Annotated in this window: 11 protein-coding genes; 7 read left to right on the top strand and 4 right to left on the bottom strand. The window is 70.5% G+C overall.

Annotated elements, in window-relative coordinates; translation table 11 throughout:
- Window positions 1-45: 45 nt before the first annotated feature.
- The 3 genes from OG558_RS07730 (at window position 46) to OG558_RS07720 (ending at window position 5,159) form a co-directional block, all read left to right on the top strand.
- A complete protein-coding gene (locus OG558_RS07730) occupies window positions 46-858 on the top strand; it encodes an endonuclease/exonuclease/phosphatase family protein (RefSeq protein WP_405069590.1) in 813 nt (270 codons plus the stop codon).
- A 231-nt stretch (window positions 859-1,089) separates the two neighbouring features.
- On the top strand, window positions 1,090-2,511 hold the full coding sequence (locus OG558_RS07725) for an NlpC/P60 family protein (RefSeq protein ID WP_405069589.1): 1,422 nt from the start codon (window positions 1,090-1,092) through the stop codon (window positions 2,509-2,511).
- A gap of 269 nt (window positions 2,512-2,780) precedes the next feature.
- Entirely contained in the window at window positions 2,781-5,159 is a 2,379-nt protein-coding gene (locus OG558_RS07720) for a heavy metal translocating P-type ATPase (RefSeq protein ID WP_405069588.1), read from the top strand.
- Window positions 5,160-5,251: 92 nt separating this feature from the next.
- Here the strand turns inward: OG558_RS07720 and OG558_RS07715 are convergent, their stop codons facing one another.
- From OG558_RS07715 to OG558_RS07705, 3 genes are all read right to left on the bottom strand, one after another.
- Window positions 5,252-5,959, bottom strand: a complete 708-nt coding sequence (locus tag OG558_RS07715; RefSeq protein WP_405069587.1) for an SDR family oxidoreductase — start codon at window positions 5,957-5,959, stop codon at window positions 5,252-5,254.
- A gap of 48 nt (window positions 5,960-6,007) precedes the next feature.
- On the bottom strand, window positions 6,008-6,898 hold the full coding sequence (locus OG558_RS07710; RefSeq protein ID WP_405069586.1) for a LysR family transcriptional regulator: 891 nt from the start codon (window positions 6,896-6,898) through the stop codon (window positions 6,008-6,010).
- A gap of 121 nt (window positions 6,899-7,019) precedes the next feature.
- On the bottom strand, window positions 7,020-7,982 hold the full coding sequence (locus tag OG558_RS07705; protein ID WP_329482462.1) for a zinc-binding dehydrogenase: 963 nt from the start codon (window positions 7,980-7,982) through the stop codon (window positions 7,020-7,022).
- Between the two features lie 86 nt (window positions 7,983-8,068).
- On the opposite strand from OG558_RS07705, the gene OG558_RS07700 reads away from it, so the two are divergent.
- Complete coding sequence (locus tag OG558_RS07700; RefSeq protein WP_405069584.1) at window positions 8,069-8,500, top strand: MarR family winged helix-turn-helix transcriptional regulator; 432 nt, start codon at window positions 8,069-8,071, stop codon at window positions 8,498-8,500.
- 55 nt (window positions 8,501-8,555) lie between these two features.
- Here the strand turns inward: OG558_RS07700 and OG558_RS07695 are convergent, their stop codons facing one another.
- Window positions 8,556-9,044, bottom strand: a complete 489-nt coding sequence (locus OG558_RS07695) for an inorganic diphosphatase (RefSeq protein WP_328525793.1) — start codon at window positions 9,042-9,044, stop codon at window positions 8,556-8,558.
- Window positions 9,045-9,094: 50 nt separating this feature from the next.
- Between OG558_RS07695 and dacB the strand changes: the two genes are divergently transcribed.
- From dacB to tilS, 3 genes are read left to right on the top strand one after another with little or no spacing between them, the layout of a single operon-like run.
- A complete protein-coding gene (gene dacB, locus OG558_RS07690; protein ID WP_405069583.1) occupies window positions 9,095-10,453 on the top strand; it encodes a D-alanyl-D-alanine carboxypeptidase/D-alanyl-D-alanine-endopeptidase in 1,359 nt (452 codons plus the stop codon).
- 39 nt (window positions 10,454-10,492) lie between these two features.
- A complete protein-coding gene (locus OG558_RS07685; RefSeq protein ID WP_328525795.1) occupies window positions 10,493-11,587 on the top strand; it encodes a zinc-dependent metalloprotease in 1,095 nt (364 codons plus the stop codon).
- Window positions 11,559-12,623 (top strand): tRNA lysidine(34) synthetase TilS, encoded by a 1,065-nt coding sequence (gene tilS / locus OG558_RS07680; protein ID WP_405069581.1) that lies wholly within the window; start codon window positions 11,559-11,561, stop codon window positions 12,621-12,623. The genes OG558_RS07685 and tilS overlap by 29 nt, the downstream gene beginning before the upstream one ends.

Below are 12,623 nucleotides of genomic sequence, written 5' to 3'. Positions count from 1 at the left end.
TCGGTGGTAGTGCGGGTGTCGCCGGTTTTCCGGAAAGATGAACGCATGCGTAAATTGCTAACGGTCCTCGTGGGGTTCTTGATCGTGATTCCAACCGTTGCCGCGGCTCGGCCCGACGCTGGGCGTCCGGCGCGGCCGCTGACCGTGATGACCTACAACATCCACCACGGCGCCGGGATCGACGGCGTCCTCGACCTCGAGCGGATCGCCGCACTGATCGAGAAGTCCGGTGCGGATGTGGTCGGGCTGCAGGAGGTCGACCGGCACTGGGACGTCCGGAGCAACTGGGTCGACCAGCCGGCCTGGTTCGCCGAGCGGCTCAAGATGCACTACGCGTACGCCGCCAACCTCGACCTCCCGCCGGTGAACCCGGGCGAGCCGCGGCGCCAGTACGGTACGGCGATCCTGTCGAAGTACCCGATCAAGGACTTCACCAACACCCTCCTGCCGCGCTACCCGACCGGGGAGCAGCGTGGGCTCGCGGTGGCGAGCATCAAGGTCCGCGGCGCCGATCTGCGGTTCGCGAACACGCACCTGACGAGCAACAACAACGCCGAGCGGCTGGAGCAGGCGCAGAAGGTGGTCGAGCTCCTCGGTACGTCGAAGGTCCCGACGCTGCTCGTGGGTGACCTGAACGCGACGCCGGAAAAGCCGGAGATCAAGACCCTGACCGCGGTCCTCGACGACACCTGGACCGAGGTCGGTGTCGGCCCGGGCTACACCATCGAGGCCGAGAACCCGACCAAACGGATCGACTTCCAGTTGCACAGCGCTGGGCTGAGCCCGGTCAACGCCGAGGTCCCGGTGACGCCGGCCTCCGACCACCTACCCGTCGTCGCCACGTTCACCCTGCACTGACAGCACACTTCGCGGCGCCCATCCGGCCTCCGGATGGGCGCCGTTGTCATGCCGTCGCGAATTACAAGCTTGTAGTTTGTCAAGCCGACACGCAGGTGCAACAAAGATACTTGTGTGAATGGTGTTCCCAATGGGGCTGCGGGCAACTAGTGTCACGTATGTGGTCCATGAGGACCAAAAGTTCACGAACCCTGGGGAAGGGGTTCGTGACCGGCGGAAGGAACGATTCCGATGCGGACGCCCTCGAGGGCCACGTCCGGCGGGCGGGTCGGGAGCACTGGGAAGACCGGTAGGGCGCTGCTCTCCGGGGTGCTCGCGATCTGCCTGGCCGGCTCGATGGCCATCCAAACGGTCCCGGCCGAGGCCGCCAAGCCGAAGCCGCCGGTCATTCCGTCCAAGGCCGCGGTCGAGCGGGCCAAGCAGGCCGCCGCCTCGAAGGCCGGCCAGGTGGCCGCGATCGAGCGGCAGCTGGCCGCGGCGAACGCGCGGCTCGAGCAACTCGGCATCCAGTCCGGGATCGCGGACGAGGCGTACAACGGCGCGGTGTACAAACTGCAGCAGGCCAAGGCCGAGGCGGCCGCCGCGGCGGCCCGGGCGGCGAAGGCGCAGCAGACCCTGGCCATCCAGCGGCAGCAGATCGGCCGGTTCGCGGCGGCGTCGTACCAGGGTGGTGGCGACGTGGCGAAGATCGCGCCGCTGTTCACCGCCGACGGTCCGCAGCAGCTGCTCGACTCGGCCGGCGCGGCGCGCTCGGTGTCGACCGCGATGCAGGGGTCCTACCTGCGGTACACGGCGACCCAGGTGGTCACGAACCTGTTCAAGGTGCAGGCCGACCAGGCTGTCGTCAAGGTGAAGCAGGCGACCGACGAGGCCGCCAAGGCGAAGCAGGCGGCCGAGGACGCGGAGGCCGCCCAGGCCGCCGCGGTGACCGCCATGGGCGTGCAGCGGACGCAGTCGATCGCGCAGCTCGCCGTACTGCAGAACACGTCGGTCCGGGTGGCCGCCCAGCGGCAGCGGGGGCTCGAGGAGCTTGCGCGGCAACGCGCCGCCGCACTCGCCGCGCGGAAGGCCGCCGAGCTGAAGCGGCGGATCGCCGCCCGGGAGGCCGCCGAGCGGGCCCGGGAGAAGGCCGAGCAGGCGCGCGAGAAGGCCGAGCAGGCGCGGGAGGAGAAGGAGGCCCGCGAGCAGGCGAAGCGGAACCACGGCAAGAAGCCGCCGAAGCAGCACACGCCGGACCGGTCCAGCAGCGACAACGGCAACGACAACGGCAACAGCCACAGCACGCGCCGGGGAGCGCAGGCGGCGATCGACTTCGCGATGTCCCAGCTCGGCGACATGTATCTGTGGGGCGGGACCGGCCCGTCCCGCTGGGACTGCTCCGGTCTGATGATGGGCGCGTGGGAGCGGGCCGGTATCCAGCTGCCGCACTACAGCGTGGCGCAGTACGAGCAGGTCCGGCACATCGACGAGGACCAGCTGCGGCCGGGCGACCTGATCTTCTGGGCGCTGAACCCGGACGACCCGGGGACCATCCACCACGTCGCGATGTACCTCGGCAACGGGCGGATGATCCACGCGCCCCGGACCGGCCAGCCGGTGCAGATCGCCAGCGTCTACTACTGGATCCCACCGAACTTCTTCGGCCGGCCGTGACCGTCAGCCGAGCGGTCCAGCTTCGAAACTCGTCTCCGACGCGGGCCTGATTCTCACTACGCGAGCTCCGGCCCGGGGAAGACGACGATCCGAAGGTCACCGGGTGAAGCCTTCATCGTGATGCCCTCAATCGGTCGGCGTCCGGTGCACCACCGTGTGTGCTCGGTGGGCCCCACTACCAGCACACGTGGCGTGGACCCGCCGTGCGCCGTCGAACGGAGGTCTTTCGGCCCGGGCGGAATCGAGGCCGCCGGTCGCAGGATGGACAGGTGAAGCACGTGTATGAACGGCGGCAGTTGATTCTGTTCGTCGCCTCGACCCTGCTGCTGCTCGGTGGCGGTGTCGCGTGGTTGATCGATCTCCCTTCGGTCGCAGCCCTGTGCTGGGGCGTAGGCACCGTGGCCGGTCTCGTGGCGTCGGTGGCCTGGACGGCCGGTGCGGTTCGGCGTCGTCAGCCCACCGTCGACATCATCGCGGTCTTGGCTCTGGCCGGCGCCCTGGCGATCGACGAACCGTTCGCCGGCGCAATGGTCACGGTGATGCTGGCCTCCGGCCAACTCCTGGAGGAGCGGGCGGCGGCCCGTGCCCAGCGCGAACTCAGCCTGTTGCTGGAACTGGCCCCGCGTACTGCGCACCGCCGGACCGGGAGCGGAGTCGTGGACGTCGCGGTCGACGAGATCACGCGCGGCGACCTGGTGCTCGTCGGCTCGGGCGAGGTTGTCCCTGTGGACGGCCGCCTCGTGACCGAGGCGCTCCTGGACGAGGCGGCGATGACCGGCGAGCCGCTCCCAGTGGAACGCGGGCCCGGCGAGGAGGTGCGCAGTGGCGTGGTGAACGCGGGTGCGCCGTTGGACCTCGTGGCTACCGCGACGTCGGCCGAGTCCACGTATGCAGGACTGGTCCGCCTGGTCGAGCAGGCTCAGGCCCGGTCCGCGCCGTTCGTGCGCACCGCCGACCGGCTCGCGGTGTACTTCGTCCCGCTCACGCTCCTCCTCGCGATCGGGGCGTGGGTGGCGAGCGCCGATCCCGTCCGTGCGGTGGCGGTGCTCGTGGTCGCGACGCCCTGCCCGCTGCTGCTCGCGGCCCCGATCGCGTTCATGTCAGGCTTGTCCCAGGCGGCGCGCCGCGGTGTCGTCGTCAAGGGCGGCGGCGCATTGGAGCGCCTGGCCGTCGGGCGCGTGATGCTGTTCGACAAGACCGGCACCCTCACAGCGGGGAGACCGGCGGTAGCGAACGTCGTGACAGCCAACAGCCAGATCGGTCCCGACGACCTGCTGCGGCTGGCCGCTTCTCTGGACCAGGTGTCCCCGCACGTCCTCGCCACCGCGATCGTGACCGCGGCCGTGAACCGGGGGCTTGGTCTGCGGATGCCCGAGGACGTCGTGGAAGAGCACGGCTACGGTGTGCGGGGACGGGTCGGCACGCACGAAGTCCAGCTGGGCAAGGCATCCTGGATCGTGCCGGGTGAGCCGCCCGCCTGGGTGCGGCAGGTACGCCGGCGCGCGGATCTGGACGGTTCCGTGACCGTGTTCGCCGCTGTGGACGGCGCGCCAGCCGGAGCGTTCCTGCTGGAGGATTCGATCCGGCCCGACGCGCCACGCATGGTCCGGGCCCTGCGTGCGGCCGGTATCTCCCGCATCGTGCTCGTCACCGGTGACCGTGCGGACATCGCGGAGACCGTCGGCCGGATCGTCGGAGTCGACGCCGTGCTGGCCGACCGCGATCCGGCCGAGAAGCTTGCCGCGATCCAGGTCGAGCGCCGGTCCGCCGCCACGATCATGGTCGGCGACGGCGTGAATGACGCACCGGCCCTGGCCGCGGCCGATGTGGGCGTGGCGCTGGCGGCGCGCGGGGCGACGGCATCGTCCGAGGCAGCCGACGTCGTGTTGACGGTGGATCGGATCGACGCGCTCGCCGATGCGATCCTGATCGCGCAACGGTCCAAGCGCATCGCGCTGCAAGCCGTCGTCGTCGGCATGGGGCTCTCACTGGCGGCGATGGCCGCGGCCGCCGCCGGGCAACTGCCACCCGCCGTCGGCGCGGTCCTCCAGGAGGGCATCGACGTCCTGGCCATCGGCATCGCGCTTCGGGCCGTGCTGCCCGGAAAGGTGCACACGGTGACCGTGGACGCGTCCGATCTGGCTCATGCTCGCCGGCTGAAGGTGCAGCACGACGCCACCCTCGCCGTGGTCGAGCAGATCCGTACGGTGGCCGACGGGCTGTCGACGCAAAGCCGCGACCTCGCGCCAACTCGCGCGCTGATGGGACGGCTCGAGGCCGAACTGCTGCCGCACGAGCGTGCCGACGAGGAGGTACTCGTACCGCTCGTCGCCCGAGCTCTCGGTACCACAGCGGCAACCGCGGGCCTGAGCCGCACCCACGCCGAGATCGAGCATCAGATCGGTCGGTTGCGCCGGCTCCTCGGGGACCTGCACGCCGACGTCAGGCCTGAGGACGTCATCGAGCTCCGTCGCCTGCTGTACGGTCTGTACGCCGTGCTCCGGTTGCACAACGCCATGGAGACCGAGGGCGCGTTCAGCCTCATCCCAGCCGCGTCGTTGTCCGGCGAGCCGGACCGCGACCACGAGACGCCAGGCCTGCGGAGGAGTCGCCGGCACCGGACGGCAACCCGAAGGCACAACCGATGACAGATCGACCGGACCGAACTGCCTACCCGCGGGTCACCGTCAACCAGGATCAGAACGTGCACCCGGAAGCAGTCTGTTGCCGGAGGCCCCTTCTAGATCAGCCGGTGTCCGCCGTCGGCGTGCAGGACGGTGCCTGTGATGAAACCATTGCGCAGCAGGGCGATGATCGCGTCCGCAACGTCCTTGGTCCGGCCGATCCGGCCGACCGGGAGGCGCGCGGCCATCGCGGCCAGCGTGTCCGCGGTCGCGTCGCCGGCGACGTGCTGCCAGATCGGTGTGTCCACCCAGCCCGGCGAGACCACGTTGACCCGGAGCGGTGCGAGCTCGATCGCGAGCGCCGCGGCGAGTGACGCGAGTGCGCCGTTGAGTGCCGCGAGCAACGATGCCCGCGGCCCCGGCCGGTACGCCGCGATCCCGGACGTGAACACGATCGAGCCACCGGGTTCGAGCATCGACGCACCGTGCTTGGCGAGCAGCAACGGGCCGAGGAGCTTGGAGTCGACCGCGGATCGTGCCGCGTTCACGTCGTACTCGCTGATCGGCTGGTAAGCGCCGCCGACGTCGGCGGCGGTGGTGACGATGTGACTGACCTTGCCGGTGGTCGCGAACAACCGCTCGATGTCGCGCTCGACCCCGATGTCCATGGCCACGGTCCGCACGCCGAGCTCGCGGCCGACCGTGTCGAGCTTGCCGGCGGAGCGGCCGGCGATCGTCACTTCGCTGCCCTGGGCAACGAGTTCGGCGGCGAGTGCGCGACCCATGCCGGAGCTGCCGCCGACGATCACTACGTGTTCTTGCACTGAGAACTCCCTTTGCTGGTTGACGTTTCGAGCCAACCACCGTGGGACTCAGTCCACCACGTCTTGTTGCCTAACGACGGTTAGGCCTGGGCTAACGGTCATCGCCTGGAGGACCGGGTTGTGCGAGTCGGTGCGCCAGACGGCGGCGTACCTGGCGATCAGCGGGCGTCCCTTCAAGGGGCGCCAGACGATGTCGGGGGTTGCGGCGCGGCGCGAGCCGAGGCTGATCGCGGAGCGGCGGACGAGCAGGGCGGAGCGGAGCTGGGAGTGGCTCATGCTGATGTCGCTGAGCCGGATCCCGTCACCGAGGCGGCCGAGCGCATCGTCGTAGAACTCCGGTGCCGCGGCACGCGGGATCCAGATCAGCTCGTGCCCGGTCAGATCGTCGAGGGTGAGCACGCTGCTCGCCGCCAGTGGATGGGTCGCGGCCAACAGTACGCCGAGCTCCTCGGCGGCCAGGTGCTCCGAAGTGATTGCCGGCAGCAACGTCAGCGGGGTCCGGACCAGGCCGAGGTCGATCTCGCCGGCGGTGAGCATCCGGAGCTGGTCGGTGGTGGTGCCGGCCGCCAGGGTCACGGTGCTGTTCGGGAAGCGTTCGGTGGCGAGCTGTTCGAGGGCGGCGGGCAGCCATCCCGGGATGCCGTTGAGCAGGCCGAGCCGCAGCACCGGTTCGTCCAGGCCGGCCGCCCGGCGCGTGTCCTTCAGCGCCAGGCCGGCCGCCTGGATCGTCTCCCGGGCCCGGGCCAGGAAGACCTGCCCGGCCGGGGTGAGCTCGACGCCACGGCTGTGCCGGATCAGCAGGGTGGTGCCGACCTCGCGTTCGAGTTGTTTGATCTGCTGGCTCAGCGTCGGAGTGGAGATGTACAGCCGCTCGGCGGCCCGGCCGAAATGCAGCTCTTCCGCGACACCCACGAAGTACCGCATCTGCCGCAGCTCCACCAGGCGACCTTATCCGCTCTCCTCTCCCTCGCCCTCGACCTTGTGCACCGATCAACCATCGAGAGCGCCCGCCGACGGTTGATCCGTGCACAAGGTTGCCCGGTCAGGGGTGGTGGGTGGGTTAGGTGGTGGCGATGAGGCGTCCGAGGTTGGTGCGGGCGTCGAGGGTTTCGTGGATGCGGACGACGTCGGTCAACGGATACGTGGCGTGGACGACCGGGCGCAGGTCGCCGGACTGCCAGCGGCGGGTGACCTCGGCGATGTCGGCGCGGGCCTCGTCCGGGCGGGCCTGGCGCCAGCCCATCATCGAGACACCCGTGACGGATCGGCCGAAGAGGCCGAGGCCGGGGATCATCGGGAGCTCGGTCGTGATGGCGCCGTACGTGACCATCGTGCCGAGTGGCTTGACGAGGTCGAAGCCCTGGTCGAACACGGTGCCGCCGACCGCGTCGAGGGCTGTGTCGACGCCGTCGGGTGCGATCTCGCGGACCTTGGCCGGCCAGTCCGGGTCGGTCAGGTCGACGGCCTCGGCACCGAGTTCCCGGATGAAGTCGAGCCGCTTGGCCGACGACGCCGTACCGATGATCGTCTTCGGGTCGAAGAATCGGGCCAGTTGGACGGCCAGGTGGCCGACGGTGCCGGCCGCGGACTGGATCAGCACGGTGCCGCCGGCGGGGATCCGGCCGGCCTCGAGGAGGCGGAGGGCGAGCGGCGCGGTCATCGACATCATCGTGGCCTCGCCCGCGTCGGCATCGGCGGGGATCGGGGCGAGGAAGGCTCCGTCGGCGACGGCGAAGTCGGCGAAGGCGTCCTCGGACAGGGCGGCGACCCGTTGGCCGACCGCGACGCCGGGTGGCGTGTCTGGGCCGAGCTTGGCGATCCGGCCGACCACGTCGCCGGTGAGGGTGCCCGGCAGCGGGCGGTCCCAGGGGGAGCCGCCGGCCCGGAGAACGGTGTCGATGGCGTTGGCGCCGATCGCCTCGACCTCGATCAGGACCTGGCCGGCCGCGGGTTCGGGGACGGCGACCTCGTCGACCTGCAGGACGTCGGGGCTGCCGTGCCGGTGGAAGCGCACTGCGCGCATGGGCTGCTCCAAATCGTGGGAGTTGTAAATAATGGGAGATTCCCACGATAACGCCAAGGGAGGGCCGGTGCCAATAGAGTGGCTGGGTGAAGAAGGCGCCGACGCATCGTCTGGCCGACCGGGTGCTGTGGGCGCTGGGGCGGGCGAGTCAGCAGTCGCAGCGGCTGGTCCGGCAGCACATGACGGACGCCGGTGTGCGGACGCTGCACTACCACGTACTGGCGAGCCTGGCCGACGACGGCGAAGCCGTCCAGGCGACGCTGGCCGACCGGATCGTGCTGGACCGCAGCGACCTGGTCACCGTGCTCGACGAGCTGGAGGCGCTGGATTACGTCGTACGCCGGGTGGACCCGGCCGACCGCCGGCGGAAGATCGTCGCGATCACGGCGATGGGGAAGAAGCAGTTGGTCGCGATGGACCAGCTGATCTATGCGGCCGAGGCGGAGTTGCTCGAGCCGCTGAGTGCGAGTGAACGCAAGACTCTGCTGGAGTTGCTGGGCCGGCTGACCGCGGAGTGAATCCGCCGGCGCCGCGAGTGCGGGCCGGCGGCGTGGCTGGTCGGTGGCCTTCGGCTCAGTGGCCTTCGGTCTTCAGGCGGGCGAAGGAGGCGGTGATCTCGGCCTCGGCGTCGGCGCGGCCCACCCAGGTGGCGCCTTCGACGGACTTGCCGGGCTCGAGGTCCTTGTAGACCTCGAAGAAGTGCTGGATCTCGAGCCGGTCGAACTCGGGCACGTGGTGGATGTCGCGCAGGTGCTCCTGGCGCGGGTCGCCGGCCGGGACGCAGAGGACCTTGTCGTCCGGCCCCTTCTCGTCGGTCATCCGGAACATGCCGATGGCGCGGGCCCGGATCAGGCAGCCTGGGAACGTCGGCTCGGGCAGCAGCACCAGCGCGTCCAGCGGGTCGCCGTCCTGGCCCAGGGTGTCCTCGATGAAGCCGTAGTCGGACGGGTACTGAGTGGCCGTGAACAGGGTGCGGTCCAGGCGCAGCCGGTTCGTCTTGTGGTCCAGCTCGTACTTGTTGCGAGTGCCCTTGGGGATCTCGATGAAGACGTCGAACTCCATACGGCAGATACTGTCACGGTTCCGACCGACCGACTGACAGGAGCAGCCCGGTGGCTCGTCCTCCCCGTGCGGTGTTCGTCACGCTGCTCGCCACGGCCCTTTGTGTGGGCCTGGTGAGCGGTGCACGCGCCGTACCCGGATCAGTGCAGTCCGCCCAGCAGGCTCCCGTCGTACTGGAGCCGGCCAAGGGCGAGGGCGTCGCACCGACGGCGGCCGGCGTCCAGAAGGCGCTCGCCGCGATCCTCAAGGACCCGTCGCTCGGCAAGCACCGGGGCATCTACGTGTACGACGCCTCACGCGGCCAAGCGGTGTTCTCCGCCGGTACGGCGACTCCGTTCACCCCGGCGTCCACGCTGAAGCTGCTGACGACGGTCTCGGCGCTGGAGACCCTCGGAGCCGATCACACGTTCACCACGAAGGTGGTAAGCGCGGCCAACGGCTCGATCGTCCTGGTCGGCGGTGGTGACCCGTTGCTCGCCACGAAGCCCGCTGCGAGCTCCGACTTCCCGGCCCGTGCCACCCTGCAGACGCTGGCCGCGAGTACGGCCAAGGCACTGAAGGCGCAAGGCGTCACGCGCGTCACTCTCGGCTATGACGCCTCGCTCTTCACCGGTCCGGCCGCCAACGCGAACTGGGAGCCGAACTACCTGCCTGAAGGCATCGCGGCCCGCACCTCGGCGCTGTGGGTGAACGAGGGCCGGCTCTCTCCGGGCATGGCCAAGCGGTCGGACGCTCCGGCACAGGCGGCCGCAGCCGCGTTCGCGAGGCTCCTGACCGGTTACGGGATCACCGTGGCGCCGGCTGTCCGCGCCGCGGTCGCTCCGGCCGCGGCGAACCCCATCGTGCAGGTGGCGTCGCCGACGCTGGGCCAGATCGTCGAGTACATCAACCTGCACAGCGACAACGACGGCGCCGAGGTGCTGCTGCGCCAGGTCGGCCTGGCGACCAAGAACGGCGGTTCGTACGTCGGCGGCGTCAAGGGAGTCCGGGAGACGCTCACCAAGCTCGGGCTGGACGTCAGCAAGGCGCAGATCTACGACGGCAGCGGCCTCACGCGGGCCAACAAGGTGCCGCTCGAGCTTCTGGCCGGTGCGGTCCGGGTAGCGGCGTCGGAGGACCACCCGGAGCTGCGGCACCTGCTGACCGGTCTGCCCGTCGCAGGCTTCAGCGGCAGCCTCGAAGACCGCTTCGTCGCGCCCGGTACGAGCACCGGCACCGGACTGGTCCATGCGAAGACCGGCACCCTCACCAACGTGCACAGCCTGGCCGGGCTGGCCCGTGACCGCACGGGCACGCTTCTGGTGTTCGCGATCGCCACGGACAGCGTCGCGGTCCCGCAGACCCTCAACGCCCGCGCCGCCCTCGACCGGGCCGCCGCAGCCCTCGCCAACTGCGGCTGCGCTGTCTGATCGGAAGCGCGTCTTGGGACATACGACTAGGGTCGGAACATGAGTACGGCGGAAGGCGGGACCACGGCCGAGATGGTCGACTGGCAGCTGGCGACCGGAGTGGCGCGCAAGCTGCTGCGCCCCGGACCGGCGGTCAGCCGCGCGGAGGCGGACCAGGTAGTGGCCGAGTTGCGTCAGTTCGCGGCCGACTCCGAGCACCACGTCCGGGAGTTCACGGGGCTGCAGGCGACGTCGGCCACGGCGCCGGTCGTGATCGTGGACCGGCCCGGCTGGGTGCAGGCGAACGCGGACGGCTTCCGGACCGTGCTGCAACCGCTGGCCGACAAGCTGCGGGAGAAGGCGGAGCGGACCGGCGGACTGTCCTCGGCGGTCGGCTCCCGGGTGACGGCCATCGAGGCCGGCGCACTGCTCGCCTTCCTCTCTTCTAGGGTGCTTGGCCAGTTCGACCCGTTCTTCCCGGCCGAGCCGGACCCGGAGCGACCCGATCTGACCGGCCGGCTCCTGCTGGTGGCGCCGAACGTGATGCACGTGGAGTCCGAGCTGGGCGTCGTACCGCGGGACTTCCGGCTGTGGGTCTGCCTGCACGAGGAGACGCACCGGGTGCAGTTCACCGCGGTCCCGTGGCTGCGGGATCACCTGCGGTCCGAGATCGCTCTGTTCCTGGACCAGGCCGAGCTGGACGCATCGGCGTACGCGGCGATGTTCCGGGAGGCTGTGCAGCGGCTGGGCCGGTCGATGCGGGGTGAGACCGAGCTGAGCCTGGTGGATCTGATGCAGTCGCCGGAGCAGCGGGCGGTGCTGGACCGGCTGACCGCGGTGATGTCGCTGCTCGAGGGCCACGCGGACTTCGTGATGGACGGGGTCGGGCCGTCGGTGATCCCGACCGTGGAGACCATCCGGTCCAAGTTCACGTCGCGCCGCCAGAGTGGCAACCCGGTGGACCAGCTGCTGAAGCGGCTGCTCGGACTGGACGCCAAGCTGCGGCAGTACAAGGACGGCGCCGCGTTCGTCCGCCGAGTGGTCGACCAGGTCGGCATGGACGGGTTCAACCGGGTGTGGACCGGTCCCAACACGCTGCCGACCAAGAACGAGATCGCGAACCCCGATGCCTGGGTCGCCCGGCTCCACGGCTGAGCCGCCGGGCCGGTCCACGGCCGAGGAGCTCGTCGAGCACCGGAGAGGGAAGCTGCACCCCGCGGTGGCGCGGACCCGGGAGGCGGTCCGGACCATGCTGTCCGAGCTGCCGCACAGTACGACGGTGCTGGTGGCGTGCTCGGGTGGCACGGACTCGCTCGCCCTGGCCGCGGCGACCGCCTTCGAGGCGCCCAAGCTCAAGCTCCGCGCCGGTGCAGTCATCGTCGACCACGGTCTCCAGGCGAACTCCGCCCGTGTCGCAGAGACGGCCGCCGAGCAGTGCCGGGGGCTCGGACTCGACCCGGTCCTGGTGCGCCCGGTAGAGGTGGGCAGCGAGGGTGGTCCGGAGGCGGCGGCCCGGTCGGCCCGGTACGACGCCCTCCGCGACGCGGCCGACGAGTTCGGGGCGGACGTCGTACTGCTGGCGCATACTCGCGACGATCAGGCTGAGACCGTGCTGCTGGGGCTGGCCAGAGGGTCGGGTGCGCGTTCGCTGGCCGGGATGGCTCCGGTGGCCGGACTGCTCCGGCGGCCGTTCCTCGAGCTCCCACGCGCCACCACGGCGGCCGCGTGCATCGCGTCCGGGCTCCGGCCGTGGCACGACCCACACAACGACGATCCCCAGTACACCCGGGTCAGAGTCCGCCACGAGGTGCTTCCGGTGCTGGAAGAGGCGCTCGGGCCTGGAGTGGTCGAGGCTCTGGCCCGTACGGCGGGACTCCTTCGGGCGGATGCGGATGCACTCGACATGCTCGCCGCGGACCTGGCGGAGACGGCGGTCCGGCGTACTGACGATGAAGTGCAGTGCGACGTCGGAATGCTCGCGGACGAGCCCGCCGCGCTGCGGACCAGGGCGCTGCGGCAGGCGGCCCTCGAAGCCGGTTGCCGGGCCACCGACCTCACCGCCGGGCACATCGCGGCCGTCGACGCACTCGTGACGGACTGGCGCGGACAGCGATGGATCGATCTGCCCCAGGGGGTCCGCGCAATCCGCCGGGGCGGGTTCATCGTCCTGGGTCCGGGTGTGACAGGCTGA

The sequence above is a fragment of the Kribbella sp. NBC_01510 genome (assembly GCF_045040325.1).
Classification (GTDB): Bacteria; Actinomycetota; Actinomycetes; order Propionibacteriales; family Kribbellaceae; genus Kribbella.
The sequence above is the reverse complement of the archived record's forward strand: the minus strand, read 5'-3'. Positions and strand labels throughout refer to the sequence as shown.